Annotated in this window: 21 protein-coding genes, 1 tRNA gene and 2 pseudogenes; 5 read left to right on the top strand and 19 right to left on the bottom strand. The window is 68.7% G+C overall.

What is annotated here, in order from left to right:
• Positions 1-195: hypothetical protein (locus H613_RS31490; RefSeq protein WP_026924797.1), on the top strand; the 195-nt coding region annotated here is incomplete at its 5' end.
• Positions 192-488, top strand: coding sequence for a hypothetical protein (locus H613_RS0117335; RefSeq protein WP_026924796.1), 297 nt, complete (start codon positions 192-194; stop codon positions 486-488). The genes H613_RS31490 and H613_RS0117335, both read left to right, overlap by 4 nt.
• A 55-nt stretch (positions 489-543) precedes the next feature.
• Here the strand turns inward: H613_RS0117335 and H613_RS0117330 are convergent, their stop codons facing one another.
• The 5 genes from H613_RS0117330 to H613_RS0117310 all read right to left on the bottom strand — a co-directional run bounded on the left by H613_RS0117330 (position 544) and on the right by H613_RS0117310 (position 4,734).
• Positions 544-1,068, bottom strand: coding sequence for a 2'-5' RNA ligase family protein (locus H613_RS0117330; protein ID WP_026924795.1), 525 nt, complete (start codon positions 1,066-1,068; stop codon positions 544-546).
• A 108-nt stretch (positions 1,069-1,176) separates the two neighbouring features.
• Positions 1,177-1,647 carry an NUDIX domain-containing protein gene (locus tag H613_RS27345; RefSeq protein ID WP_211234868.1) on the bottom strand — a complete coding sequence of 157 codons (471 nt, stop codon included), beginning with the start codon at positions 1,645-1,647 and terminating at the stop codon, positions 1,177-1,179.
• A gap of 37 nt (positions 1,648-1,684) precedes the next feature.
• Positions 1,685-1,897 carry a hypothetical protein gene (locus H613_RS0117320; RefSeq protein WP_051393491.1) on the bottom strand — a complete coding sequence of 71 codons (213 nt, stop codon included), beginning with the start codon at positions 1,895-1,897 and terminating at the stop codon, positions 1,685-1,687.
• A gap of 105 nt (positions 1,898-2,002) precedes the next feature.
• Positions 2,003-2,788 (bottom strand): Bax inhibitor-1/YccA family protein, encoded by a 786-nt coding sequence (locus H613_RS0117315; RefSeq protein WP_051393490.1) that lies wholly within the window; start codon positions 2,786-2,788, stop codon positions 2,003-2,005.
• A 209-nt stretch (positions 2,789-2,997) separates the two neighbouring features.
• The gene (locus H613_RS0117310) at positions 2,998-4,734 is read right to left on the bottom strand and encodes a bifunctional metallophosphatase/5'-nucleotidase (RefSeq protein ID WP_026924792.1); all 1,737 of its coding nucleotides are present in this window, start codon (positions 4,732-4,734) and stop codon (positions 2,998-3,000) included.
• A 403-nt stretch (positions 4,735-5,137) separates the two neighbouring features.
• Between H613_RS0117310 and H613_RS0117305 the strand changes: the two genes are divergently transcribed.
• On the top strand, positions 5,138-6,331 hold the full coding sequence (locus tag H613_RS0117305; protein WP_026924791.1) for an acyl-CoA dehydrogenase family protein: 1,194 nt from the start codon (positions 5,138-5,140) through the stop codon (positions 6,329-6,331).
• Between the two features lie 84 nt (positions 6,332-6,415).
• On the opposite strand, the gene H613_RS0117300 is transcribed toward H613_RS0117305, so the two are convergent.
• From H613_RS0117300 to H613_RS0117270, 7 genes and pseudogenes are all read right to left on the bottom strand, one after another.
• Positions 6,416-6,991 carry a GAF domain-containing protein gene (locus H613_RS0117300; protein ID WP_026924790.1) on the bottom strand — a complete coding sequence of 192 codons (576 nt, stop codon included), beginning with the start codon at positions 6,989-6,991 and terminating at the stop codon, positions 6,416-6,418.
• A gap of 13 nt (positions 6,992-7,004) precedes the next feature.
• Positions 7,005-7,607, bottom strand: a pseudogene (locus H613_RS30250) (GTP-binding protein); the annotation flags it as partial.
• Entirely contained in the window at positions 7,585-7,956 is a 372-nt protein-coding gene (locus tag H613_RS0117290; RefSeq protein ID WP_026924788.1) for a DUF742 domain-containing protein, read from the bottom strand. The pseudogene H613_RS30250 and the gene H613_RS0117290, both read right to left, overlap by 23 nt.
• Positions 7,956-8,390: a roadblock/LC7 domain-containing protein gene (locus H613_RS0117285; RefSeq protein ID WP_026924787.1), complete on the bottom strand. Its 435-nt coding sequence runs from the start codon at positions 8,388-8,390 to the stop codon at positions 7,956-7,958. The genes H613_RS0117290 and H613_RS0117285 overlap by 1 nt, the downstream gene beginning before the upstream one ends.
• Positions 8,390-10,192, bottom strand: a complete 1,803-nt coding sequence (locus H613_RS27340; RefSeq protein WP_051393489.1) for a sensor histidine kinase — start codon at positions 10,190-10,192, stop codon at positions 8,390-8,392. Before H613_RS27340 ends, H613_RS0117285 begins: the two co-directional genes overlap by 1 nt.
• Positions 10,193-10,591: 399 nt before the next feature.
• Positions 10,592-10,674 (bottom strand) — tRNA-Leu (locus H613_RS0117275).
• Between the two features lie 495 nt (positions 10,675-11,169).
• The gene (locus tag H613_RS0117270) at positions 11,170-11,913 is read right to left on the bottom strand and encodes an SDR family oxidoreductase (RefSeq protein ID WP_026924786.1); all 744 of its coding nucleotides are present in this window, start codon (positions 11,911-11,913) and stop codon (positions 11,170-11,172) included.
• A gap of 98 nt (positions 11,914-12,011) precedes the next feature.
• On the opposite strand from H613_RS0117270, the gene H613_RS0117265 reads away from it, so the two are divergent.
• Positions 12,012-12,614, top strand: a complete 603-nt coding sequence (locus tag H613_RS0117265; protein WP_026924785.1) for a TetR/AcrR family transcriptional regulator — start codon at positions 12,012-12,014, stop codon at positions 12,612-12,614.
• A gap of 69 nt (positions 12,615-12,683) precedes the next feature.
• Entirely contained in the window at positions 12,684-13,172 is a 489-nt protein-coding gene (locus H613_RS0117260; RefSeq protein WP_051393488.1) for an NUDIX domain-containing protein, read from the top strand.
• Between the two features lie 66 nt (positions 13,173-13,238).
• Here the strand turns inward: H613_RS0117260 and H613_RS32910 are convergent.
• The 7 genes and pseudogenes from H613_RS32910 to H613_RS0117220 form a co-directional block, all read right to left on the bottom strand.
• Positions 13,239-15,439: pseudogene (locus H613_RS32910) on the bottom strand (ABC transporter ATP-binding protein).
• A gap of 3 nt (positions 15,440-15,442) precedes the next feature.
• Positions 15,443-16,360 (bottom strand): ABC transporter permease, encoded by a 918-nt coding sequence (locus H613_RS0117245; RefSeq protein ID WP_026924781.1) that lies wholly within the window; start codon positions 16,358-16,360, stop codon positions 15,443-15,445.
• On the bottom strand, positions 16,353-17,378 hold the full coding sequence (locus H613_RS0117240) for an ABC transporter permease (RefSeq protein ID WP_026924780.1): 1,026 nt from the start codon (positions 17,376-17,378) through the stop codon (positions 16,353-16,355). The genes H613_RS0117245 and H613_RS0117240 overlap by 8 nt, the downstream gene beginning before the upstream one ends.
• Before the next feature lie 78 nt (positions 17,379-17,456).
• The gene (locus tag H613_RS27335) at positions 17,457-19,193 is read right to left on the bottom strand and encodes an ABC transporter family substrate-binding protein (RefSeq protein WP_051393486.1); all 1,737 of its coding nucleotides are present in this window, start codon (positions 19,191-19,193) and stop codon (positions 17,457-17,459) included.
• Positions 19,194-19,543: 350 nt separating this feature from the next.
• Positions 19,544-21,250: an ABC transporter family substrate-binding protein gene (locus H613_RS27330; protein ID WP_051393485.1), complete on the bottom strand. Its 1,707-nt coding sequence runs from the start codon at positions 21,248-21,250 to the stop codon at positions 19,544-19,546.
• Between the two features lie 440 nt (positions 21,251-21,690).
• Positions 21,691-23,391 carry an ABC transporter substrate-binding protein gene (locus H613_RS0117225; RefSeq protein ID WP_026924779.1) on the bottom strand — a complete coding sequence of 567 codons (1,701 nt, stop codon included), beginning with the start codon at positions 23,389-23,391 and terminating at the stop codon, positions 21,691-21,693.
• Positions 23,392-23,669: 278 nt separating this feature from the next.
• A complete protein-coding gene (locus tag H613_RS0117220) occupies positions 23,670-25,700 on the bottom strand; it encodes a HelD family protein (RefSeq protein WP_035738420.1) in 2,031 nt (676 codons plus the stop codon).
• Positions 25,701-25,800: the final 100 nt, after the last annotated feature.

The following is a 25,800-nucleotide window of genomic DNA, read 5'->3' as shown; positions in this document are numbered from 1 at the left end:
ACTTCGGTGCGGTTGCGGCGCATCGATCCTGAGCCGGTGGTGGATCTGGGGTACATCAACCGGATCGGGTCGCCGTTCTCGCGACTGCACCTGTACCGCGCCGAATGGTCACCCGCGTTGCGGCGGGTCGCCAAAGAGCACGCCGCCGGGATCTGGCTGCACGCCGCCCAGCACGAGGCGGAGGTCGACGGATGAGCCTGCACTTCGTCGACAAGCTCCCGGTGTTCGGTTACCGCGAGGTCGACGGCCTTGATCTGGCCTTCGCCTGGATCTGGCGACAGGCCTCCCTGCGCGTCACCTTCGTCGAGGCCGAACCGTCCCTCATCGGCCGCGTCACCCACCTCGACGGCATTCCGCGCCTGGTCGCCGCCCCGGACAACCTCGACTGGTTGCATCAGGACGATCCCGCCCGCACCCTCGCCGTCCTCGACTTCGCCACCGACCTCTGGCGCCGAAAGGACTCCATCATCCGCACCTGCGACGGATGAGCCGAAGCCGACTGCACCGAGCATCGCCGCACTCCACGGCGAGGTCCGGACGCGGTCAGTCGGCCAGCGGGAACTCGGCGCGGCGATGCCAGCGTTGGCCGTCGCTGACGAACAGGCTGACCGACGACACCGCCGTCGAAACGGGAAGCTGCGCCGCCATGGCGGCCTCGACCTCGTCGAAGACCTCGGGGCGCTGCTCGTCGGCCACCGTCAGATGCGGAGTCACCTCGGCGAACCGGCCGCCATAGGGCGGCGCCTCGGGCCACCTGGCCGCCACCGCTTCGGTCAACTCGCGGAACGGCCGGTCGGGCTTCGGCGCGAGGTAGCGCACTTGCGGGAAGCGACCGACCCGGTCGAATTCGACATTGAACCGGTGCTGGCGCGCGAACAGCGCACTCAGCTCGTCGAGCACCGCCTGATCGATGCGGTCGATGTCCAGGAACGGCACCAGCACCGTGACATGGGCGGGAAGGCCCGCCGCCGCAGACGAATTGCACCGCTGCCGCCAACGATCCACCAGCGGTTCGACGTCATCGACCACCACCAGCAGCGCGGTCTGGCCCGCTCGGTACTTCGACATCGCACGATTGTCCCGAAGGCCGACAGCGCTTCGCAACCCGGCATCTCGGCTCCCCCGCCAAGCGGATCCGAGCTGATCGGGTTCACAGCCGGTCGAGCCTTTGCCGCGTCACGTCAGTGCGGCGGCGTGGCGGGCGAGGGCCTTTGGGACGAGGCAGTCGTGGTCCCAGTCGATCGCGGCCGACGCCGCGGGGCGGAATTCGCAGCGCATCCGGATGCCGTGGTCGCTGTCAGCGCTGACGACCGTGTGGTTCCAGGCGTCCCGGTCGTCTTCCGTCGTCAACAGGCTGTAGGTGGTCACCTGGACGCCCTTGAACATGCCGTGTGTCCGCGCGAGCGAGTTGCCGAGCACCTCGGCGAAGACCGGGTCTCGCACTCCGGTCTCTTCGACGGTCTCGCGGAGCGCCGCCTCGGCCGGGGTCTCGTGCGGGTGCGCACCGCCCCCTGGGACCTGGACTCCCGCGTCGGGATGGTCGCGGTGCAGCAGCACCAGGACCTCGACCGGCCGTCCCGGCAGTGATCGGAGCACGTACGCGGCGGCCCGCTGCCGGAAGGGCATCGGTATCGGGGCTGTGGACATGCCGCCAGTCTTCCAAAGGCGGCGGGCACACGTGAGGTCAGAAGAGGCGGTCGCGGGCTTCGGCTATGGCTGTCTTGACCGCGGCCGTCTGGGCGGCGGTGAGGCGGTCGGCCACGTCGAGGAGGTCGAGGCCGATCACCTGGAGCTGCTCGGGCAGGTGGAGGTCGCTGGGCAGGCGCGGGACGTCCCGCTGCGGTTCGCCCTCGGCCTCGGCGCACACGTCGGCCAGCGCCTGGACGAGCGCGTGCATCGCCTCGGCGCGGCCCCCTGAAGACCAGCGGGCGGGCGACCAGTGGCGCGTGCCTTCGACGACGCGCCCGATCGCCCGCTCCAGCGTCGGTTCGGTGCTCAGGGCCTACTCCTGCAGGTAGCCCAGCAGCCGCAGCAGGTTCCAGTACAGGAAGATCAGCCCGGCGGTGAGGCCGAAGGCCCCCGCCCAGGCGTACTTCTTGGGGGCGCCGTGCGCGGCCGACTGCTCGATCATGTCGAAGTCGAGGATGAACGAGAACGCCGCCCACAGGGTCATGGCGATCGCGATGATCCACTGGAGCGCGGAGACCGACTCGCCGGGAGCGGCGAACAGGCCGAGGTTGGCGCCGAACATGCTCGCGACGAAGTTCACGACGATCAGCGCGAAGATGCCGAAGCCGGCGCCGACCATGACCTTGGTGAACATCGGGGAGTTCTTGAGGATGCGGAACTTGTACAGCGCCAGCATGCCGCCGAACACCAGGACGGTCGCGAGCAGGGCGTTGACGACGATGCCCGGGTACTGGTGCTCGAAGATGGCGCTCACGCCGCCGAGGAGGAGCCCCTGCCCGATCGCGTAGACGAAGCACACGATGGGGTTCATCACGGGCCTGAACATCGAGAACAGGATGACGCCGAGGCCGACGACGGCGCCGATCGTGCCGAGGGTGATGGCGGTGCTGATGGAGCTCTCGTCGCCGTTCTCGATGCCGCTGGCGACCATCGTCCAGGTCACCATGGCCGCGACGAAGGTGGCGCCGACGAGCGCGACCGTGCGGACGATGACGTCGTCGATCCGCATGGTCTCGACCTGCGGGGCCTGCGTCATCTGCCCGTACTGCCCATATGCCGCGCCCATGCGCTGCTGCTCGGCGTACTGGGTCTTCATCATGTTTCTGAGGGATGAGTTTCTGCTCTGAGGCATGTCTGCGGTCCTCCGTATATGTCAGGGCCCTCCCAAGACTATCTGGTCGTCGCCCGAATGCGTAGGAGCGGCGGGGATCGTCGTTCGTCCCCACCGCTCGGCGAAGCTTGCGAGCCGTAAATTGGCTCAGTTCGGCGAAGCTTGCGAGCCGTAAATCGGCTCAGCTCCGTATGTTCTTAGATGACGTTCACGCGGCCGAGCTCGGGGGCTTCGACCGGGTCGTCCGCCGAGGAGTTCTCGGCGAACCACGCTTCGAGCGCGACGAGGTCGACCTCGCCGGTCAGGCGGTTCGTCCCGTTCGCGAACTCGTAGAACGAGTCGCCGCCGTCGGCCAGGAAGTTGTTCGTCGTGACCCGGTAGGTCTGGTCGGCGACGATCGGCTCGCCGTTGAGCATCAGCGAGTCGGCCACGATCTGGTCGGTGCCTTCCAGGCTGGTGTCCCACGTGTACGTGAAGCCCCTGGAGACCTGCATGAACAGGGTCGTCTCGCGGTCGGCGCTCGGCAGCTGCTGCTGGAGGATCGTGAGGATCTGCGCCCCGGTGAGGTCCATGGTGACCAGGTAGTTGTTGAACGGCTGGACGGTGTAGAGCTCGCCGTAGGAGACCACTCCGGCCTCGCCCTCGTCGTAGAGCAGGTCGGCCCTGACGCCGCCGGGGTTCATGAGCGCGATCTGGGCGCCGCCGAGCGCGGGGTCGGCGGTGCGGTCGAGCTGGGCGTCGGCGATGAGGCTGCCGAGCGGGAACTCCTCGGCGCGGGTGGCGCCGCGGGTGATGTCCTCGCTGATGTAGCCGACGGGGCGGGCGGCCACCTCTTCGACCTCGTCCTGGTACCGGGCGACGAGCTCGGACTGGGCGGGGTCGGGGGCCACGTCGCGCTCCACGACGGTGTTGGCGCCGGTCACCGAGGAGCGCACGATGTCCTTGGTCCGCCTGTCGTAGGTGGCCTCGATCTCGGTGAAGACGCGGCCGTAGGAGGAGGCGGAGGTGACCATGCGGGGCTGCCCGGCCGGGTCGGGCACCGAGCAGACGTACTCCTGGTGGGTGTGGCCGGTGACGATGATGTCGACCTCGGAGCTCATGGTCTCGGCGATGTCGACGATGGGGCCGGACATGCCGACGCCGGAGCCGTCGAGGGACTCGCAGTCGTGGCCGGTGTCCTCTTCGACGGGGTAGCCGCCTTCGTGGAGGAGGACGACGATCGCGTCGACGCCCTGGTCGTGGAGAACTTCGGCGTACTTGTCGGCGGTCTCGACCTCGTCGAGGAAGTCGAGGCCCTCGACGCCGGACTTGGCGACGATGTCGCCGGTGCCTTCGAGGGTCATGCCGATGAAGCCGACCCTGACGCCGCCGCGGAACCGCTTGATCCAGTACGGGTCGAGGACGGGCTCGCCGGTCGCCTCGTCGACGACGTTGGCGCCGAGGTACGGGAAGTCGGCGCCGGTGTAGTCGCCTTCGCCTTCGATGTGGCGGTACAGGTCGTCGATGCCCTTGTCGAACTCGTGGTTGCCGACCGAGGAGACCTCGACGCCCATGGCGTTGAGGGATTCGATGGTGGGCTCGTCGCCGAACGCGGCCGACAGGAAGGGGCTGGCGCCGATGAGGTCGCCCGCGGCGACGGTGGTGCTGTAGCGCTCGCCTTCGCGGGCCTGGGCGAGGTGGGTGGCGAGGTATTCGGCGCCGCCCGCGGGCACTTCGGCGCCGCCTACGGGGTAGGTCAGGCCCTCCTCGGCCTCGATGTGGCCGTGGAAGTCGTTGAGGGCCAAGAGTTGCAGGTCGACCTGGCGCCCGTGGCCATGGTCGTGATCGTGGCCGTGGTGCGCGCCGGCCGGTCCGGCCGCTGCGACGAGGGCGGCGGCCGCCAGTGCCGCGGTGGTGGCCGCGGCCAGGTACCGTTTCCGTTTCGTGGTGAACATGGCACTCCCGAATCGATGTGGGGACGGCGCGGGCTCCGCGTCCCATCATGATCTGATCATGGGACGATGGCGTCCGCGTCAATACAAGATAACGGACCGCGGTATCGCGTATAACGGCTCCACAACGCTCGACAGGGCTTTCCGTTATCACGGACGGGTGAGGAGCGCACCCCCAAGTCCCGGATTCTGAGAGTAGTCGATTGTGTTCATTTCCCTTGGGACACAACGGAATGTTACTGCACCGTAACTTCATTATGTCCACAAAGCTTACCCTTGCCCCATCCGATAACGGTTGCTACAGTCACTGCGAGAAAGATTCAGCTAACAGCTCGTTGCGTCTCGTGGTGGGGACCGCTGACAGAGCGGTGAGAGGCGGAGCCTACCTGCCCACAGGGGGTATCCTATGACCGGCTACTTCACCGACGACCAACACGACGTCCTGAGGAAAGAGGTCCGGGACTTCGCCGAACGCGAAGTCCGACCCCGCATCCCCGAAATGGAAGCCACCAAGACGGTCCACCATCGATTGTCGAGGATGATCGCGCGCCAAGGCTGGCTGGGCGTCACCATCGGCCGCGAGTACGGCGGCATGGGCATGGGCCACTTGGCCAAGACCATCATCATCGAGGAGCTCTCGCGCGTCTCGGGTTCGATGGGAGCGATGGTGCAGGCTTCGCAGCTCGGCGTCGCCAAGATCATCCACTTCGGCAACGCCGTGCAGAAGAAGACCTGGCTCCCCGTCATCGCCTCCGGGCGCTGCCTGCCGACCATCGCGGTCACCGAGGCCGCCTCGGGCGGCCACGTCTTGGGCATGCAGACCAGCGCCGTCAGGGACGGCGGCGACTACATCCTGAACGGCCACAAGGTGTTCGTCGGCAACAGCCACGTCGGTGACCTGCACGGCGTGGTGGTCCGCACCGGGCCGGGCTCCAAGGGCCTCTCGGCGTTCCTGGTCGAGGCCGACCGGCCCGGGTTCACGCTGGCGCCCCAGCAGTCCACGATGGGCCTGCACGGCTTCAGCTTCGGCGAGCTGCTGTTCAACGACTGCCGCGTGCCGGCCACCAACATGCTCGGCACCGAAGGCGACGGCCTCGCCGTCGCCTACTCCTCCTCCATCCTCTACGGACGGTCCAACCTGACGGCGGTGTCGCTCGGCATCCACCAGGCGATCCTGGAGGAGACCGTCAGGCACGCCTCGACCCGCGTGCTCTACGGCAAGCCGATCAGCGAGCTGGACAACATCAAGCAGAAGATCGGCCAGATCCAGTCGCGGCTCATGACCGCCAGGCTCACCGCCTACCACGCCGTGCACCTGCTCGACCAGGGCATGCCGTGCGACGCGGAGCTGATGAACGCCAAGCTCGTCAACGTCGAGTCCGCGCTCGACTCGGCGAGGGAGGCCATGGAGATCCACGCCGCGGCGGGGCTCTCGACCGACCGCCCCATCGAGCGGTACCTCAGGGACGCCTTCCACATCTTCGCGCCCGCGGGCACCTCGGACATCCAGCGGATCCGCTTGGCCGAAGAGGCGCTCGGGCGCTCCCGAGGCCAGTGGTCCGAGCGGATCGTCGGCGGAGAGCCGATCGGGGTCGCCTAGCGCGTGGTCTGGAGGATCGGCCAGACCAAGCGCGAAACGACCGGTACGTGCACAGAGGAGGCGGCGGGCGCTGCCTCCTCTTCGCTATGCCTCGCCCTGCTCCTTGCGTTCCCTGATGCGGTCCATGACCTTGGAGGCCATGTCCTTGATGACGTCCAGGCCCGGACGCCCCCACTCGTGCGTCTCGGTGTCCACCACGCACACCGTGCCCAGCGTGTTGCCGTCGTCGTCGATCAGGGGCGCGCCCAGGTAAGAGCGGATCCCGATCTTGTCGACCACCGGGTTGCCCGCGAAGCGCGGGTAGTCGCACACGTCGCCGAGCACGAGGGCCTTGCCGCGCACCACCACGTGCGGGCAGTAGCCGTGGTCGCGGTCCATCTCGCGGCCCACCTCGGGCGCCGGCTCGGCCCCGGCCAGAGCCTGCGAGCCGTTGTCGGGCGCCGGGGCGGCCAGGCCCGCGAAGTACTGGCGGTCCTCGTCGATGAAGTTCACCATCGCATAAGGCGCGCCGGTGATCTCGGTGAGCTCCTTGGCGAGGTCGTCGAACTCGGGATCGGGCTGGTCGCCGATCCCCAGCTCGCGCAGCCGCCGCACCCGCTCGGGCGCGCGTGGGTCGTCGGGCGTGATCGTGAGTCTGAAGTCTTGTTCCGAAGTGCTCATGGGCCTCTCCTAACGGGGCGGTCGCCGCGGCGGCCGACATCAGATGCTTGGTCAGCGTGACCAGCACCAACGTAGCGGAACGGGGATCGCGCGCGTCGCAGCAGACGATCGGGATATTCGGTTTGAGGTCCAGGGCGGCCCGCACTTCCTCCGAATCGTAGTGGTACGACCCGTCGAACTCGTTGACCGCCACGATGAACGAGGTGCCGCGCCGCTCGAAGAAGTCGAGCGCCGGGAAGCAGTCCTCCAGCCTCCTGGTGTCGGCCAGGACCACCGCGCCGAACGCGCCGTCGGACAACTCGTTCCACATGAACCAGAAGCGGTCCTGGCCGGGCGTGCCGAACAGGTACAGGATATGCCGCTGATCGAGCGTGATGCGTCCGAAGTCGAGGGCGACGGTCGTCGTCTCCTTCTCCCCCAGGCCGGTCAGATCGTCGGTGCCGATGCTGGCCGTGGTGATGGTCTCCTCGGTGCTGAGCGGCTCGATCTCGCTCACGGCGCCGACGAATGTGGTCTTGCCGACCCCGAACCCTCCTGCGACGAGCAGTTTGATGGCAGTGGGCAAGGCGTGCGGTGGTTGTGCAGGCGATTGGTCAGAGTCGCCGTTGTAGGCCATTGAGGAGTGCCTCCAATACGGTTCGGTCGGTGGGATCGACGGCGGGATCGGGCGAGTGGGCGGTCACGGCTCCGCAGTCGACGAGGTCGGACAGCAATACCTTGATGACCATGGCGGGGAGCCGCAGGTGGGCCGACACCTCGGCCACCGATATCGGCTCCCGGCACAGCAGCAGCGCCTCGGCGTGCTCGGCCTCCAGCTGCGAGGGCCTCAGCTGCCCGGTCGACCGGACCAGCGAGAGCAGGTCCAGTTTCGCGGTCGGAGCAGTCCTTCCATTGCTGACCGTGTACGGCCGGACCAGTGGACCGGCGTCGTCGTCGAGCAGCGGATGGTCCTCGTAGTCGGACATCAGCCCACCATTTCACCGCTGGTGGCCGCGGGCCGGCGGACGGGCGTCTCCAGGTAGGGCCGCACGCTCTTGACCAGGATCGACATCTCGTATCCGAGCACGCCCGCGTCGGCGTCGCGCCCGGCCATGACGGCCAGGACCGCGCCGGACCCGGCGGTGGAGACGAACAGCAGCGTGTCGTCGAGCTCGGCGACGACCTGCCTGACGCCGCCCGCCGAGCCGAACTGGGCACCCGCGCTCCTGGCCAGGGAGAACATGCCCGAGGCGATGGCGGAGAGCTGATCGGCCTGATCGGTGCTGAGCCCGTGGTACGCCTTCTTGATGCCGTCGGAGGACAGTAGGAGGGCACTGCGGGTGTTCGGCACCCGCTTTATCAGACCGGCCAGCAGCCAGCCGAGATCCGTCGCTTGCGCCGCTGCCTCATCGCCTGCCATTAGGCCTCCTCGTTTCGGTAGGGAGTAAGAGAACTGTCCGAACTTGGGATCGGGGGTTCGTCCGTCGCGTCGGCCCGGTACTGGCCTTGCTGGAACGCCTTCATAAGGCCCGGGTCGTGCCCGGACTCCGACCCGCGGGCGATCTGCTGCGGCGCTTCGCGCAGCTGCGGCGCGAGGTGGGTCTGCTTGTTGCGCTTGGGCAGTGCCGGGCGGGAGTCACCCTCGGGGGACCTGACGTGGCCGGAGCCGTTGAGCGCGGGCATCTCGGCGGTCTCGTAGCCGGCCGAGGCGGGGGCGGCGTACGGGGGCGGCGGGGGCGCGTAGCCGTTGTTGACGCGCGGCTGCGCCGGCGGCCCGGCGGGGTGGCCGGTGCCGGCCATCGGCTGGGGGCGGGAGTGGCGACCGGTGTCGGCGGCGACGCCCGCCAGCTGCACCGACGGCAGCGCGGGCAGGGAGCCGGGCGGCGGGGAGGGCACGCGCACGGGCATCTGCTGCGGGACGGGCGCGGCGGGGGCCTCCTGGGATGCGGGGCGCTCGGGGGCCTCGCCGAGGAGGTCTTCGCCGAGGACGGTGATCGCCTGCGTGCCGCCGAAGATGTTGGACTGCAGCTGGACGGTGAGGTTGTGGCGCCGGGCCAGCGAGGAGACGACGTACAGGCCGATGCGGCCGTCGGCCAGGAGCTCGTCGAGGTCGACGTCGTCGGGCGAGGAGAGCATCATGTTGTAGCGGTCGCGCTCGTGCTGCTCCATGCCGAGGCCGCGGTCCTCGACCTCGATGGCCAGGCCCGCGCGGACCCGCTGGACGCGGAGGAGGACCTGCGTCTGCGGGGCGGAGAACGTCGTGGCGTTCTCGACCAGCTCGGCGACGAGGTGGATGACGTCGGCGACGGCGTGGCCCTTGAGGGTGCCGTCGATGGGGCGCACCAGCTTGACGCGGGCGTACTGCTCCACTTCGGCGACGGCCGAGCGGAGCGCCTCGTAGACGTTGACCGGCCGGGACCACTGGCGGTGCGAGGTGGCGCCGCCGAGGACGGCGAGGTTCTCGGCGTGGCGGCGGATGCGGGTGGCGAGGTGGTCCACCGAGAACAGGCCCTTGAGGAGATCGGGGTCCTCGACCTGGTTCTCGAGTTCGTCGAGCTGCTCGATCTCGCGGTGGACCAGCGACTGGAGGCGGCGGGCGAGGTTGACGAAGATGCCGACGCGGGGGTGGACGGCGACGGTGTCGATCGCGCCGGTGTGGCCGGTCGGGACGGCGGCGGCGGGCTTGGGGACGCCGCGGGTGGCGAGGGCGCCGGCGACCTGGCGCAGCTGGTGCGCCTCGGCGGCGAGCAGGTGGAGCGACTCGGCGGTGGTGGTGCCGGCCCGCGCCTCGGAGGGCATCGGGATCGACCAGCGCTGCTCGGGAGGGAGGGTGCGCTGGAGGTCTTCGAGGGCCTGCCAGATCTTGTAGTGGGTCTCCACCGTGGACCGCCTGACGGCCGTGACCTGGCGGCCGATGTCGGCGTCGATCTTGACCGCGGAGTGGACGGCCAGGTACGCGACCATGGCCAGGAAGACCGCGCCGGTGCCGACCACGACGGCGGGCATCCAGGCCGGGCCGGAGGCGGCGTCGGCGCGGGACAGGAAGACCGCGACGCCGGCGCCGAGGACCGTGGTGGCGGCCGTGGGAAGCAGGGCCAGGCGCAGCAGGCGGGACTTGAGGTCCGCCGGACCGGCCGGGGATTCGGCGGGGCCGCCGGAGCGGTCGCGCAGCGGCCCGTCCGGCTGATACGTATGGGTTGTGGACCGAGGTGTTTCGGGCATCGCCATCCTCACGACACAGGCCAATCGACTTCGCGATACCTTAAAGTGGCAAAGTCATTGCAGCAGAAGGGAAGCGGCTCCCCGCCGTTTGGTTCGACACGATGGTATCAGCGCTCATTCCCTGGATAGCACGCGTACCCATCTCAGTCAACATCGAGATGAACCAGACTCGGAGACCGGTATCGGGCGGGCCGGACACCGACGAACCCGCTGAGCAGGCACGCCGTTGCGACACGTAATCGCCGGCGGGGTCGGTGGAACCGGTTCGGGCTTCACCCGTTCGGGCGCGGCCCGGGGTCGGAGTGATCGACATTGATAAATGTCAACGCTCCTTTGAGGGCGCGGATCGCGGGCAGGGGTTTCCCCGATCCTCTTGACAGCCTTGCATACTACCCGTAGTGCCCGAGACGGGACTCGAACCCGCAAGCCGCGCGACGGCCAGTTTTAAGCTGACTGTGTCTACCAGATTCCACCACTCGGGCTCGTATGCCTGACACGCTAGCGGGAAATCGGGCGCGGTGGTTCCCACGAATCCGTCCGATGGGACCGATCCGCGCGGAGAACCGGTTTTGTCGGGAGTACGACAGATCGAGTATGCATCCATTTGGGATGGATGATCACCAGGAGTCAGTGTGGGGTGTGGAGGGGCGTTCCCTGGCGCCCGTGTTCCGTGCGCGCTTTTGGGTTGGACGCGGGGAGCGCGGTGGGGGCGTTACCTGGCGCCCGTGTTCCGTATCGGCGGGAGGTCGACGACGATGAGGCCGACGGCGGCGTTCCCGCGCCGTGGCCCATATCGAGTCCTCATCCCGACTCGGACGGCACCGCCGGTCAGGCCGCCGTCGGCGAGTTCCCTCCTTGGGCTCGCCGACAACGCCGACCGCAGCGGCGGCCGACCGCCTACGATGCCGACCGCAGCGGCGCGCGGCTCGACCGGGCGCCGTGCGTTGCCGACGCTTCCCGCCGAGGCCGCGCCCGGTTCAGGCGCGCAGGCCGATGCCGCCGCCGACGACGATGTCCTGGCCCGTGACATAACCGGCGGCGTCGGAGGCGAGGAACGCGACTACCTCGGCGACTTCACGGGCCGTGCCGAACCGGCCGAAGGGGATGGTCTCCGACATCGCCGCCGTGATCTCGGCACGCGCCTCGGGAGGCATGTCGGTCTTGGACCAGATCGGCGTGTCGATCGCTCCCGGGCTCACCGAGTTGACGCGGATCCTCCGCGGGGCCAGCTCCATCGCGAGGGAGGGCACCATCGTCAGCAGGGCCCCTCGGCTGCCCGCGGTGACGCTGCCTCCCGACATGCCGCGCGTGGCGCCGATGCCGACCGTGACGATCACCGAGGCGCCCTCGGCGAGCATCGGCAGCGTCTTCTGCAGCGTGAAGAACTGGCCCTTGGTGTTGGTGGCGAACACCTCGTCGTAGGCCGCCTCGTCGATCGAGGCGAGCGGGGCGGGCCGACTGACCCCGGCGTTGAGGAACAGGGCGGTGAGCTCGCCGAAGCGCGTCCTGACCTCCTCGGCGAGGCGGTCGGTGTCGGCCAGGGAGCGCGAGTCGGCTTGGACGACGACCACGTCCTCGGGAAGTTCCTTTCGGGCGGCGGCGATCGTGTCCGGATTCCTTCCGGTGACCATGACGCGGTACCCGCGCTCATGGAGCAGTTCGGCCGTGGCGCGGCCGATGCCGCTGGTGCCGCCGGTGATGAGGGCTGCTGGCTCAGGCATTCGTCGATCCTTGCTACTGGTGTCGAACGGGTCTCGTTTTCAAACGGAGGATCCTCCGTTTGAAGGAACGGTACTCGCCTGCATTAGACTTCGCAACCATGCCGACCGAGGAACCCGAGCGGCCGCGGGCGCGGATCGCCGAGGCCCGCCGCAACAGGCAGCGCCTGATCCAGGTGGCCACGCGCGCGTTCGCCACCGCGGAGGGGACCGTCCCGCTCGAGTCGATCGCGAAGGACGCGGGCGTCGGCATCGGCACGCTGTACCGGCACTTCCCCAAGCGGGAGGACCTGGTCGAGGCGGTCTACCTCGACCAGATGGAGCGGCTGCGCACGAGCGCCGAGGAACTGCTCGCCGAGCACCGGCCCGCCGAGGCGCTGCGGCTGTGGACGAGTTCCTTCCTCGACTGGGTCGCCACGAAGCACAGCATGATCGACACGGTGCGCGCGGTGGTGGCGTCCGGGCGCCTCGACTACGGCGGCATGCGTGAACAGCTCATCGCGGTGGTGTCCCGATTCCTGGAGGCGGGCGCGACGGCCGGTGACCTCCGCACCGACGTCGACGCCGCGGACGTGGCCGCGACGCTGGCCGGTGTCCTGACGGTCGCGGGAGCGCCCGAGCAGCGGCCCCAGGCCGAGCGCATGCTGGGCATCATCGTCGACGGGCTGCGTTCTCGGCCGGGTACCGGCACTGCCGGGCCATAGCCCCGCATCGTTGAACGTGGGCGCGGCTGGGGGCTGCCGTCTTCGGTGGCGGCCTATAGGGTTCACCGTATGGCACACACAGGACCACCGCCGCCCCAGGAGCTGATCGACGGCATCGCGGTCTCGTTCACCGTGGCATGCGCATTCTTCACCGATCCCGCAGGGAACGTCCTGCTGGTCCAGCCGAACTACCGCGATGACTGGGCGTTCGTCGGCGGCCTCGTCGACAAGGGCGAATCGCCCCATGAGGCGTGCGCGCGCGAGACCAAAGAGGAGATCGGCTTGGACATGCCGGCCGGCGACCTGCTGGTGCTCGATTGGGTACCGATGCATGAGTTCGTGGCCGCACCGTTGACGTTCTATCTGTTCGACGGCGGCGTCATCGAGGATCCCGAGCTGATTCGCCTGCAGGAAGACGAGCTCGAGGAGTTCGGCTTCTTCCCGCCGGAAAGGGCGATGGCCCTTGCGGCCGAGGTCAATCCCGGGCGCGTCGCTCTGGCGCTGGAGGCGCGGCGGAGTGGAAGAACGGTGTATCAGCCCGCATCTGGTCTGCTGTGAACGAAACGGGGGCCGCCCCACTGTTGCAGGGCGGCCCCGGTCTCTGTGCGTTAGAAGCTCAGTGCGTCAGACGAGCTGCTTGGGCTCGGCGTAGTGGCAGGCCGCGCGGGTCTGGCCGCCGTGGTCGGAGCGCAGGAGCGGCTCGACGTCGATGCACTTGGCCTGCTCGTTCTCCGATAGGGTCTGGAACAGCTGGCACCTGGTGCGGAACCGGCACCCCGAGGGCGGGTTCGACGGGCTCGGCACGTCCCCGTAGAGCACGATCCGCTCGCGGGTCCGCTCCTTGCGCGGGTCCGGCAGCGGGATCGCCGACATCAGCGCCTGCGTGTACGGGTGCGCCGGACCGGCGAACAGCTCGTCGGTGGTGCCCTCCTCCACGATCTTGCCCAGGTACATGACCGCGACCTTGTCGGCGATGTGCCGCACCACCGACAGGTCGTGCGACACGAACAGGTACGACAGGCCCAGCTCGTCCTGGAGGTCTTCGAGCAGGTTGATGACCCCCGCCTGGATCGACACGTCCAGGGCGCTGACGGGCTCGTCGAGCATGAGGACCTTCGGCTCGAGCGCCAGGGCCCGGGCGACGCCGATCCTCTGGCGCTGGCCGCCGGAGAACTCGTGCGGGTACCGGTTGCGGTGCTCGGGGTTGAGCCCGACGATCTCGATCAGGGACCGCACCTTCTCGCGGCCGCCGTTCTTGAACAGTCCGTGCACGCGCAGCGGCTCGGCGATGATGTCGAAGACGGTCATGCGCGGGTCGAGCGAGGCCATCGGGTCCTGGAACACCAGCTGGATGTCGCGCCGGATCGGCCGCAGCTGGGAGCGCGAGAGCTTGGTGAGGTCCCGGCCCTCGTAGATCACCTCGCCGGAGGTCGGCTCGATGAGGTTCATGAGCAGCCGCGCCGTGGTGGACTTCCCGCAGCCGGACTCGCCGACGAGCGCGAGGGTCTCGTTGGCGTCGATCGACAGGCTCACCCCGGAGACGGCGTGGACGGCGCCCACGCTGCGCCGGATGATGCCCTTGGAGCGGACCGGGAATTCCTTGACCAGGTTCTTGCCGGCGATGACCGGCGACGTGGCGGCCTGCGGCGTGTCGAGCATGGCGTTCACATGTCCCCCCGAGGATCGGTCTGCTGAGTGCTGGTCTCCTGCACGGCCTCGGCGATGTCGCTCTCCACCGCGGCCTCGAGTTCGGCGTCGGTGGCCGTGGGCGCGAACACGTCCTCGGGCCGCTTGCCCTCCAGCTGGTCGGCGAAGTGGCAGGCCGAGACGTGCCCCGAATCGCTGACCGGCAGCAGGTCCGGTTCGACTTCGGCGCAGATGTCCTGGTGCATGGGGCACCTGGGCCGGAACGGGCAGCCCGAGGGCAGGTGCAGCATCGACGGCGGCGTGCCGTGGACGGGGGTGAGGCGGTGGCCCCGCGTCTCGTCCATGCGCGGCATGGAGCCGATCAGCCCGAGCGTGTAGGGCATGCGCGGCTCGTAGAAGATCTCGTCGACGGTGCCCTGCTCGACGGGGCGCCCGGCGTACATGACGAGCACGTCGTCGGTGTGCCCGGCGATGACCCCCAGGTCGTGGGTGATCAGGATGAGCGCGGCGTTGACCTCGTCGCGGGCCTTCTCGAGGGCCTCCAGGACCTGCGCCTGCACCGTCACGTCGAGCGCGGTGGTGGGCTCGTCGGCGATGATGACGTCCGGGTTGTTGGCCATCGCGATGGCGATGACGACCCTCTGGCGCATGCCGCCGGACAGCTCGTGCGGGTAGGCGTCGACGCGCTGGGACGGGTTGGGGATGCCGACGGTGTCGAGCAGGTCGATGGAGCGCTGGCGCGCCTCGGCCTTCTTCACCTCGGGGTAGTGGACCCGGATGGCCTCGGCGAGCTGGAAGCCGACGGTGTAGACCGGGTTGAGGCTGGTGAGCGGGTCCTGGAAGATCATGGAGATCCGCTTGCCGCGCACCTCGGACAGGGCGGCGTCGCCCAGGCCGAGGAGTTCCTCGCCGAGGAGCTTGGCCGATCCGGTGATGTCGGCGGTCTTGGGCAGCAGGCCCATGACCGCCATGGACGTCACGGACTTGCCCGACCCGGATTCGCCGACGATGCCGAGGCTCTGGCCGCGGCGCAGCTCGTAGGAGACACCGCGGACGGCGTGCACGGGGCCGTCGTCGGTGGGGAAGGTGACGTTGAGGTCCTTGACCTCGAGGACGACCTCGCCCTTGGCGCCGGTGGCGGTGCCGTCGGCGCGGGTGCCGTTGACCGTCAAGTCCATGGGTTACCGCCTCACCATCGTCTGCCGGGGGTCCATCGCGTCGCGCAGGCCGTCACCGATGAAGTTGATGGTGAGCGCGATGAGGATGACCATGAAGCCCGGGATGTAGAACAGATACCAGTACTGGTTGAACGCGACCCCTTGGGCGGCGTCGATGAGCAGTCCCAGCGAGGTGTCGGGGCTCTGGATGCCCAGGCCGAGGAACGACAGGGTCGTCTCCGAGAGGATCGCGAAGGCGATCTGGAGGGTCACCGAGACGATGATGACGCTCATCGTGTTCGGGATGAGGTGCTTGACGATGATGTGCCAGGCCGACCCGCCCGCGGCCCTGGCCGCCTCGATGAACTCCTTCTCGCGCAGGCTCAGCACCTCGGCGCGCACGGCGCGGGAGATGGAGAGCCAGCCGAAGACCATGAGGATGAGCGCCATGTGGTACCACTTGACGCTCGAGTCGATGGCGCCGGCGATCGCGGCGGTGATCACGATGAACGGGATCACGAACAGCACGTCGACCACGCGCATGAGCAGCGCGTCGACCCAGCCGCGGTAGTACCCGGCGACCGCGCCGATGAGCGCGCCGATGACGGTGGAGCCGAGCGCCACGACGAAGGCGACCTTGAGCGACTGGGCGGTGGCCCGCATGACCGCGCCGAGCTGGTCGCGCCCGGCCTTGTCGGTGCCGAACGGGTGGTCCAGGCTGGGCGCGGCCCGGGAGGGGATCTCGGGGTGGATCTTGTAGTCCCACGTCCAGAAGTACGGCAGGACGAACGCGAACAGCAGCACCAGGACGAACAGCACGAGGCCGACGACGGCGAGCCGGTGGCGGAAGAAGCGCCGCGCCACCAGCGCCCATTGGCCGCGTTCGACGGTGGTGATGGCCTCGGCTTCGAGGCTCGGGTTGACTGCGGTGGTTTCACTCATAGCGGATCCTCGGGTCGAGCACGCCGTACAGCAGGTCGGATACCAGGATGCCGGTCAGGACGACGACCCCGGAGATGAGCAGGTAGGCCATGACGGCGAAGCTGTCGCCGTCTTGGATCGCCTTGAGGGAGTAGGCGCCCAGGCCCCTCCATCCGAAGATGCTCTCGGTGACGATGGCGCCGCCCATGGCGGTGGCGAGGCCGAGCGGGGCGAACGTGGCGACGGGGATGAGCGCGGTGCGCAGGGCGTGGCGGCGCATGACGGTGCGGTTGCGCACGCCTTTGGCGCGGGCCAGGCGCACGTAGTCGGAGTTCATGACCTCCAGCATGCTGGCCCGCTGGTAGCGGGACATGGCCGCGTAGCCGCCGAGCATGAGCGCGATGGTGGGCACGATGAGGTAGGGCAGGGCGTCGACGAAGAGCTCCCAGCCGTTGCCTTTGAAGCCGGTGGTGCCCGACCCGTAGGTCTTGAACAGGTTGGTGCCGAGCGCGTCGTTGGTCTGGACGGCGGCCTCCTTCAGGAGGCTGGCGAGCCAGAAGATGGGCATGGCGAGGGCGAGGAAGCCGATGAAGGTCAGCGTGTAGTCGAGTTTCGAGTACTGCTTGACGGCGCTGATGACGCCGGTGAGGATCGCCAGTCCGATGGAGGCGATGGTCGCGAACAGCACGAGTCTGAGGGTGACGGCGAACCGGTCGGTGATCTCCTGGCCGATGTCGGTCGCGGAGCCTTCGATGGAGGGGCCCCATTTGCCTTGGAGCAGGCCGATGTCGCCGTTGGTGTCGCCGATGCCGGTGAGCCAGAGCCAGTAGCGCTCGGGGATGGAGCGGTCGTAGTACAGGTTGGCCTCGAGCGCGTCGACGGTGCTCTGGGGCACCGGCTCGCCGGTGGACTGCTGGATCTCGAAGACCTGCTGCTGGACGGGGTCGTTCGTGAGATCGACCAGGAGGAACGACAGGATCGTGGCCCCGATGAGCACCGGGATCATCACCAAGACGCGCCGGATTATGAATACAACCATAATGCCTCGTTAACGGATTTCTCTGCGGTGGGCCGCCGCGTCCGGCGTGCGGCCCGCGGCCTGAGCGCGTGGCGCTCGTTAGGACTCACTGACTCCCCATTCTGCGACGTTGTACATGGCTCGCTGCTGCGAGGCCCAGTTGTCGCGGACGTTGACCAACCTATCGGAGACCATGATCGCCACCGGCGAGTCGACGATGGGCAGGACGTAGGCGTCGTCGACGGCCATCTCGACGGCCTGGTTCGCGAGCTCGGCGGCCCGGGCCCGGTCCAGGGTATCGCCGAGCTCGTCGAGGACGGCGTCGAGTTCGGGGTCGTCGAGGCCCCCGAAGTTGGAGGAGGACTCGGAGTCCCAGTACTGGCTGGCGCCGTCCACGAAGGTGGGGTCGGTGGACCAGCCGAAGTTGACGATGTCGAATTCGCCGCCGAACAGGACCGAGCCGAGGTCGGCGTCGGCGATCGGGTCGAGCGTGACGTCGATGCCGAGGTCGGTGAGGTTGGCCTGGGCGAGCTGGGCGGTGGTCTTGCGGATGGACTTCGACTCGGTGTAGCGGTAGTCCAGGGCGACCTCCTCGCCGTCGGGGGTGAGCAGGCGCCCGCCGTCGTCCCAGGTGTATCCGGCGTCTTCGAGGATGCCGGCGGCGAGCTCGATGTCGCCCGAGCCCTGGCCGGTGGCGCTCAGGTGGTCGGTGAAGTTGGGCGAGTCGTTGCGGAACAGGTGGTTGAGCCGCCGTTCGGCGTCGAATTGGACGAGGGAGGCGGTGCGGGAGATGATGTCCTCCACGTCGATGGCGATGAGCACGGCCGAGCGCAGGACTGGGTCGGAGAGCAGGTCGCCGCGGGTGTTGAGGTCGATGTGCTCCCAGGAGGGACCGGCGGCGACGCGGTAGTCGACGTCGTCGGTGTCTTCGAGGCGGGTGATCGTGTCGACGTCGACGGACACGGGCGAGGCGCCGTCGATGGTGCCCTGGCGCATCTCGGTGACGATGGCGTCGAGGCCCTCCATGACCTGGAAGATGAGCTTGTCGAGGGTGACCTCGGTCTCGCCGGCCCAGTCGGGGTTGGGCTCGTAGACGACGTACTGGCCGGCCTCGGCGTCGGTGACGGTGTAGGGGCCGGCCGACCAGCCGATGGGGGCGTTCTCGGAGAACCAGGTCTGTGAGTCGGCCATGTCCCGCGGGTCGTTCTTCCAGTCGAAGCCCTGGTCTTCGGCGATGTGGGCCGGGAAGGAGAGGACTTCGGCGTACTGCCATTCGGCGCTGGAGTAGGTGTCGTCGTAGGTGACGGTGACCGTCCGGCCGGAGCCGGTGATGGATTCGACGGCCGAGCCGCGGTCGGCGCTGGCGGGGGTGCATCCGGCGCACCGGTCGTCGTCCGCGGAGATGGAGTACCAGTGGTAGATGAAGTCGTCGACGCCGACCTCGTGGCCGTCGCCCCAGTTGGCGCCGTCTTTGAGGGTGTATTCGACGGTCATGGGGGATTCGGAGGTCAGGCGGGGCTCGGAGGCGAACAGGCCCTCGTTGAGGACGTATTCGCCTTCGGGGTCGAACTGCCCGGTGGCGGGCCACATGCCGGTGAGGGCGGAGCTGAGGTAGGCGTTGTTGTCGGAGGCCATGGTGGGGTTCCAGCCGGTCCAGGAGCCGTCGAGGGCCCAGGTGATCTCGCCGCCGTCGGCGCGTTCGCCGGAGTTGCAGGTGGCGGGCTCGAATTCGCAGTCCTCGAGGTCCGAGGGCCGCTGGTCGCCCGCGCCGCAGCCGGTGAGCGCCAGGGCGGTGCAGGCGGCGATGGTGACCGCCGCCTTGTGGTGTCGCTCCATGGTTCCTCTCGTGGGTGGTCGCCGGACCCGTGCTGGGGCTCGCCGGCGCGTCACGAGTGGTCACCCGGCCCGGTCGTGGGGGCCGTGTCGGTGCGTCACGGGTGGTCGCCGGGCCCGTCGTGGGGGCCGCGTCGGCGCAGAGTACAGCCTTCCACGGGATTGGCGGGACCGCCTCTGTCGAACCAGAGATGAGTTTCGTTCGTTATATTTTCGTGACAATGGAGCGCAGACCTGCGCCCGGACGGCCGCGATCGGGCCGTTCAACGAGATGCGGCCGTGACCGTCGCCGGTACTCTCACACGAAGCGGCGGGGCCGGGACCGGCCCCGCCGCTCATCTCGCATGGGTCGCTCAGGCGACGTCCCACTCGCGGACGTTGTAGATCGGTCCGGACTGGCTGTTGCCGTTCACCTGCACACCGGTGACGAGCGTGCCGTTGTACATGATGACCTGCGGCTCGTCGAACAGCGGCAGCACGTACGCGTCCGGCACGACGATCTGGTCGGCGGCGTTGGCGTACTCGGCGGCCTCGTCGAGGTCGAACGTCGAGCGCACCTTGTCGACGGCCGCGTCGACGTCGGGGTTGTTGTACTTGCCGTAGTTCGAGCCCGAGTCCGAGCGGAAGAACTGGGCGGGGGCGACGGTGAACGCCGGGTTGCCGGACCAGCCGAAGATGATCAGGCCGAAGTCGCCGCCGGTCAGGACCGGGCTCAGCTCGCCGTCCGGGATGGCCTGCAGCTCGAGGTCGATGCCGATGGGAGCCAGGTAGGACTGCATCAGCTCGGCCGCGGTCTTGCGGACCGGGGCGCTCTCGCCGTAGCGGCAGTCGAACACCACCACTTCGCCGTCGGGGCTGACGAGCTTGTCGTCGCCGTTCCAGGTGTACCCGGCGTCGGTGAGGATCTGCCGGGCGGCGTCGGCGTCGCCCGAGCCCTGGCCGGTCGGCGTGACGAAGTCGACGTAGTACGGGCCGCCCTCGCTGAAGAAGTGGTTGCCCTTCGGGTTGACGTCGGTCTCGGGGTAGTTCTTGGTGATGATGTCCGGCACGTTGATGGCGGTGTAGACCGCCTTGCGCAGCTCGACGTCGGACAGGAACTTGTCGTTGCAGTTGGCGTCGACGTGGAGCCAGACTGAACCTTCATAGGTCTCGACGGACAGCGCCTGGTCCTCGGCGGCCTTGGCGTTCTCCTCTTCGCTGAACTCGCTGGGCCACGAGCCGGCGATCGAGCCCTGCCGCAGCTCGGTGACGATCGAGGCGGTGCCCTCGACGACCTTCATGGTGAGCTTGGAGAGCTTCGGCTTGACCGAGCCCTGGTAGTTCTCGTTGGGCTCGTAGACGACGTACTCGCCGGCCTTGGCCTCGGTGGGGACGTACGGGCCGGAGCCGACGGTCGGGGCGGTCTTGTCGAACCACTCGATCGCGTCGCCCATGACGTCGGGGTCGCTCTGCCAGTTCTCGAAGCCGTTCTCCTCGGCCAGGTGGCTGGGGAGGTAGACGCCGCCGCTGAAGCTCCACTCGGGGTCGATGTAGCCGTCGACGTAGGTCACCAGGATGGTGCCGTCCTCGGCCTGCTCGATCGAGGCCACGTTCGAGCCCCAGTCGGTGGAGGCCGGCAGCGCCTTCTCCTGGTTGGCGTGCTCGGGGTTGCCCGACATCGAGTACCACTGGAAGATGAAGTCCTCGACGCGGATCGGCTTGCCGTCCGACCACTGGGCGTTCTCGTTCAGCGTGTACTTGATGGTCATCGGCTCTTCGGCCGCCAGCTCGGGCGCGCCGGCGAAGATCGCGTCGTCGTAGAAGACCTTGCCGTCGGGGCCGAAGTCGTAGCCGACCTGGCCGACGGGGTTCATCGGCGTGAGGGCCTGGTTCCCGTAGGAGGTGTTGCCGCCGGTGGTGTTCAGGTTCCACGACGACCAGCTCGAGGAGACCGCCCAGACGACCTCCTTCGAACCGGAGTCGCTGCCGCCTTCGTCCTCGTTGCCGCCGCAGGCGCTCAGCGCGACCGCAGCCGAACCGCCGACGGTCAGTCCACCGAGAGCTCTCCGTGTAAGAGCCATGAGTGTTCTCCTCCAGATGTCCGTTGCCAAGGGGCCGCCCCGACCGGCCGCGCCCGCGATACTACTGCGCGGCCGGGGTGTGGGTTTGGGGGAAGCATCTATGTGCCCTCAGCGGTGTTGTGACAAACACTGTCACAGTCGGTGGGGAAATTACACGGTCACGCCCTCAACTGGAGTTTATTCGTGATGTTTTCGTGACTTTGCGGTGTGCGGAGTGGACGCGGCCGGGTCGACCACCAGGTCGACCCGGCCGTTCGGACGATCCGTGAATCGTCCTCAGGGTCGGTCTCGGAGTCGGCGAAGCAGGACTGAGCGGCCCCGGGCGGCGGGTCGAGCGCCGGTTGGGGACGGGTCCGTCCGCAAGTCCAGCCGCCGCGAAACGTCCCACTCCCGCGCGGCGCACATGTCACCCAGCAGCCGCCCCGCAGTCCAGTCCCCGATCAAGGGCGAGACCACTCCCGCACGTTGTACATGGGGCCCGCCTGGCTGTAGGCGTTGACGCTCGGCCCCGACAGCATCTCGGTGTTCCACATGATCGAGAGCGGGCTGTCGTACAGCGGCAGGTTGAACGCCTCCGCGGTGGCCAGGCGGCCGACCTGGTTGGCGTACTCGGCGGCCTGGTCGAGGTCGAGGGTCGAGCGGACCAGGTCGACCGCGGCGTCGATGTCGGCGTTGTCGAGCCCGCCGTAGTTCGAGCCGGAGTCGGAGCGGAAGAACTGCTGCGGCCCGGTGGTGAACGCGGCGTTGCCGACCCAGGAGAAGACGATCATGTCGAACTCGTGGCTGTCGAGGACGGCCGCGAACTCGTCGTCGGCGAAGCCCTTGAGCTCGAGGTCGATGCCGATCCCCACGACGTGCGACTGGATGAGCTCGCCGGTGAGCTTGCGGATCGCGTTCGAAGAGGCGAAGCGGAAGTTGAACACCACCTGCTCGCCCTCGGGGCTCATGAGCTTGTCGTCGCCGTTCCAGGTGTACCCGGCGTCGGTGAGGATCTGCCGGGCCGCGTCGGCGTCGCCCGAGCCCTGGGTGGTCTCGCCGAGGTAGTCGACGTAGTACGGGCTTCCCTCGCTGAAGAAGTGGTTGCCCTTCCAGGGGACCTCGGTGCCGGGGAAGGCCTTCTCCTTGATGTCGGCGATGTCGATGGCCGTGAAGACGGCCTCGCGCAGCGCCGTGTCGGCGGTGAACTTGCCGCGGACGTTGAAGTCGAGGTGCGACCAGGTCGAGCCGGCGTACGTCTCGTAGGTCAGCGCCGGGTCCTCCTCGGTCTTCGCGAGCTCGTCGAGGCTGAAGTCGTTCGGCCAGCAGCCGGCGATCGTGCCCTGGCGCAGCTCGGTGACCTCGGCCTCGATGCCGGTGACGACCTTGCAGGTCAGCTTCTTGACGGTCGGCTTGACCGAGCCCTGGTAGTTCTCGTTGACCTCGTACTTGACGTACTCGCCGAGTTTCGAGTCGACCGGCACGTAGGGGCCGGTGACGACATTGTGCAGGTTCTCGTTGAACCACTTGACGGCGTCGCCCATGACCTCGGGGTCGGAGGCCCAGTTCTCGAAGCCGTTCTCCTCGGCGAAGTGGCTGGGGAGGTAGACGCCGCCGTTGAAGGCCCACTCGGGGTCGACGTAGCCGTCGGCGAAGGTCACTAGGACGGTGCCGTCCTCGGCCTGCTCGATCGCGGTGATGTTCGAGCCCCAGTCGGTCGAGGCGGGCAGGGCCTTCTCCTGGTTGGCGTGCTCGGGGTTGCCCGACATCGAGTGCCACTGGAAGATGAAGTCCTCCAGGCGGACCGGCTTGCCGTCCGACCACTGGGCGCCCTCTTTGAGGTGCAGTTTGATCTGCATGGGCGCTTCGGCGACGAGTTCGGGCGCGGCGTCGAAGAGCGCGTCGTCGTAGAAGACGTCGGCGTCGGGCCCGAAGTCGTAGCCGACCTGGCCGATGGGGGTCATCGGGGTCAGCGCCATCTTGCCGGAGGAATTGTTGCCGGTCGTGGTGTTCAGGTTCCACGCTTCCCACGGGTAGGCGATGGCCCAGGACAGCTCCTCATCGCCGCCGCCGGAGTCGCCTTCGTTGCCGCCGCAGGCGCTCAGCGCGAGCGCCGCCGAACCGCTGATGGTCAGACCGCCGAAAGCCCTGCGTGAGAGGGTCATGAGTGTCTCCTCGTCGTGTTCCGGCCGAGGGGGCCGCCGTTGTACGGCCGCGGCGGGGGCGTCGCGAAGCCGCCCTCGGCAGTGCAGCCTGAAGCCTGCCACGGGCGCAATGTGAAGGGAACTCGTTATTGCCGGATCGATGATCATTGTTATGACAACGCAATCTTCGGGGCAGAACCGCGCGTGTGGGGCAAGAGTGATGAAGTGGAGTGGCGTGGGGAGCCGGTCATCATATGGTTCGCCCCGAAATGGCCCCGCCGCAAGGGAGAGCGGGCCGGTCACTCGCCCATCTGCGGCGGCAGCGGTCGCGCGTGGACGACGGTGAGGCGGGAGACGGCGCGCGTGAGGGCCACGTACAGGTGGCGCAGGCCGACGCCCGCGGCGTCGCCGGGGCTCTCGGTGATCTCGGCCGGTTCGGCGACGACGACGTGGTCGAACTCGAGCCCCTTCGACAGGCTCGCGGCCACCAGTTCGACGCGGCCGTCCTCCGGCAGGGCCTCGCGCAGTTCACCGATGCGGTGGTCGGCGGCGATGACGCCGACCAGGCCCGGCTCGGCCAGCGCCTTCGCGACGCCTTCGGCGACGGCGGCGGCCAGGTCGGCGGCCTCGATGTAGTCGAGCGAGCCGTCGCTGCGGATCGAGCGGGCGGGGGCGACGTCGACGCCCAGATGCGGCAGGACGCGGTTGGCGAGTTCGATGATGACGCCGGGCACGCGGAAACCGGTCGTCAGCTCGGTGTGCTCCACGTCGGACTTGCCGAGGTGGGCCATCTGGTCCTTCCAGTCGGCGGCCGCCCATGGGGTGGTGCCCTGGGCGAGGTCCCCGAGGACGGTGAGGGAGCCCTGGCCGGAGCGCCGGGCGATGGCGCGGCACTGCATCGGCGAGAGGTCCTGGGCCTCGTCGATGACGATGTGGCCGTAGGAGTCCGAGGGCTTGGGGAGGCGCAGGTGCGATTCGATCTCGTCGGCGATGAGGATGTCGGCGGCGGTCGTCTTGAGCGCCCTGCCCTTGGGGGCGAGCAGCGCGGCCTCGTCCTCGGTGAGGATGCCGCGGGTGGCGTCGGCGCGGAAGGCGGCGTCGAAGTAGAGCTTGCGCAGGACGGCCTTGCCGTTCAGCTTGGGCCAGACCGCCTCCAGGAAGTCCTTGACGGCGTCGGTCCGCTTGAGCCCCGTGGCCCACCGGTTGTCCGGGGAGTGCCCGGCCCGGATCTCGGCCTGGCGCCGCACGCCTTGGACGATGGCGTCCTCGACGGCCTTGCGCCCGGCGTCATAGGTGCGGGTGTGCTCGCGGGCGGTGGCGATCGCGCCGTCGAGGTAGTTCGCGCCGAGGCGCCAGCGCCAGCCGCCGTCGGTGATGAGGAGCCCTTCGTCGGCGGTGACGCCGCCGTCTCGGGCGCGGCCGACGTGGCCCCAGACGGCCCGCTCGCACACGAGCGCCATGCGCGCGTCGTGCTTGACCATCGCGGCCTCGTGGGCGTCGGTGCCCGCGGCGGCGTCGGCCTTCGTCAGCTGCTGGACGGTGACCTGCCAGACCGAGGACTCGCCGAGGGTGGGCAGGACGTTCGCGATGTAGGCGAGGAAGCCCTCGTTGGGGCCGACGACGAGGACGCCGGCCTTGTGGAGGTGCTCGGCGTAGTTGTAGAGCAGCCAGGCGGCGCGGTGCAGGCCGACGGCGGTCTTGCCGGTGCCGGGGGCGCCCTGGACGCACATGGTGGTGGCCGCGGCGCGGCGGATGAGCTCGTCCTGCTCGGGCTGGATGGTGGCGACGATGTCGCGCATGGGGCCGGTGCGGGGGCGCTCGATCTCGGCGGTGAGGATGTCGGAGGCGACCTCCTCGCCGAGGCGGAGGTCCTCGTCTTCGAAGCCGGTCAGGCGCGCGCCCTGGAAGCCGAAGCGGCGCCTCTTGGCGACGCCGCGCCGGTCGTGGGCGCCGGCGCGGTAGAAGTGCTCGGCGACCGGCGCCCGCCAGTCGAGGACGAGCGGCGTGGAGCGCTCGTCGCGGATGTGGCGGCGGCCGATGTGGTAGTCCTCGCCGGTGCTGTCGCCGTCGAACCAGATGCGGCCGAAGAAGAGAGCGAGGTCGTGGTCGGTGAGGTCGGCCATGCGCTCGGTCGTGGACTTCGCCATGAGGAAGGCGAGCTCCTTGTCGGGGCCGACGTCGCCGCCGCCGCGGCCGCGGCTGCCCTCCTTGAACTCGGCTTCGTGGCGGCCGTAGGTGTCGGCGGTGGAGCGGTGCATCTCGGCCATGTGGGACCGGGCCCGTTCGTGGTAGTCGATTTCTGCGCGCAGTTCGTCTGTGCCATAGGACATAGCGATCTCCCGGATCGGGACGGTTCGGAGGCAGGCGAGCCCTCGATGCTAACCGCGACCGATCCGGCGGCGCAATTCGTTTACGGCGGGTCGGAGCCGC

Source organism: Glycomyces arizonensis DSM 44726, assembly GCF_000482705.1.
Lineage (GTDB): Bacteria > Actinomycetota > Actinomycetes > Mycobacteriales > Micromonosporaceae > Glycomyces > Glycomyces arizonensis.
Note: the sequence above shows the minus strand (reverse complement) of the source record. Positions and strands in the feature narration are given on the sequence as shown.

Bases quoted from the DNA above. Each gene is read 5' to 3' on its own strand.
- H613_RS0117335 (WP_026924796.1), top strand. From the start codon at position 192: ATGAGCCTGCACTTCGTCGACAAGCTCCCGGTGTTCGGTTACCGCGAG.
- H613_RS0117330 (WP_026924795.1), bottom strand. From the start codon at position 1,068: ATGTCGAAGTACCGAGCGGGCCAGACCGCGCTGCTGGTGGTGGTCGAT.
- H613_RS27345 (WP_211234868.1), bottom strand. From the start codon at position 1,647: ATGTCCACAGCCCCGATACCGATGCCCTTCCGGCAGCGGGCCGCCGCG.
- H613_RS0117320 (WP_051393491.1), bottom strand. From the start codon at position 1,897: ATGCACGCGCTCGTCCAGGCGCTGGCCGACGTGTGCGCCGAGGCCGAG.
- H613_RS0117315 (WP_051393490.1), bottom strand. From the start codon at position 2,788: ATGATGAAGACCCAGTACGCCGAGCAGCAGCGCATGGGCGCGGCATAT.
- H613_RS0117310 (WP_026924792.1), bottom strand. From the start codon at position 4,734: ATGTTCACCACGAAACGGAAACGGTACCTGGCCGCGGCCACCACCGCG.
- H613_RS0117305 (WP_026924791.1), top strand. From the start codon at position 5,138: ATGACCGGCTACTTCACCGACGACCAACACGACGTCCTGAGGAAAGAG.
- H613_RS0117300 (WP_026924790.1), bottom strand. From the start codon at position 6,991: ATGAGCACTTCGGAACAAGACTTCAGACTCACGATCACGCCCGACGAC.
- H613_RS0117290 (WP_026924788.1), bottom strand. From the start codon at position 7,956: ATGTCCGACTACGAGGACCATCCGCTGCTCGACGACGACGCCGGTCCA.
- H613_RS0117285 (WP_026924787.1), bottom strand. From the start codon at position 8,390: ATGGCAGGCGATGAGGCAGCGGCGCAAGCGACGGATCTCGGCTGGCTG.
- H613_RS27340 (WP_051393489.1), bottom strand. From the start codon at position 10,192: ATGCCCGAAACACCTCGGTCCACAACCCATACGTATCAGCCGGACGGG.
- H613_RS0117270 (WP_026924786.1), bottom strand. From the start codon at position 11,913: ATGCCTGAGCCAGCAGCCCTCATCACCGGCGGCACCAGCGGCATCGGC.
- H613_RS0117265 (WP_026924785.1), top strand. From the start codon at position 12,012: ATGCCGACCGAGGAACCCGAGCGGCCGCGGGCGCGGATCGCCGAGGCC.
- H613_RS0117260 (WP_051393488.1), top strand. From the start codon at position 12,684: ATGGCACACACAGGACCACCGCCGCCCCAGGAGCTGATCGACGGCATC.
- H613_RS0117245 (WP_026924781.1), bottom strand. From the start codon at position 16,360: ATGAGTGAAACCACCGCAGTCAACCCGAGCCTCGAAGCCGAGGCCATC.
- H613_RS0117240 (WP_026924780.1), bottom strand. From the start codon at position 17,378: ATGGTTGTATTCATAATCCGGCGCGTCTTGGTGATGATCCCGGTGCTC.
- H613_RS27335 (WP_051393486.1), bottom strand. From the start codon at position 19,193: ATGGAGCGACACCACAAGGCGGCGGTCACCATCGCCGCCTGCACCGCC.
- H613_RS27330 (WP_051393485.1), bottom strand. From the start codon at position 21,250: ATGGCTCTTACACGGAGAGCTCTCGGTGGACTGACCGTCGGCGGTTCG.
- H613_RS0117225 (WP_026924779.1), bottom strand. From the start codon at position 23,391: ATGACCCTCTCACGCAGGGCTTTCGGCGGTCTGACCATCAGCGGTTCG.
- H613_RS0117220 (WP_035738420.1), bottom strand. From the start codon at position 25,700: ATGTCCTATGGCACAGACGAACTGCGCGCAGAAATCGACTACCACGAA.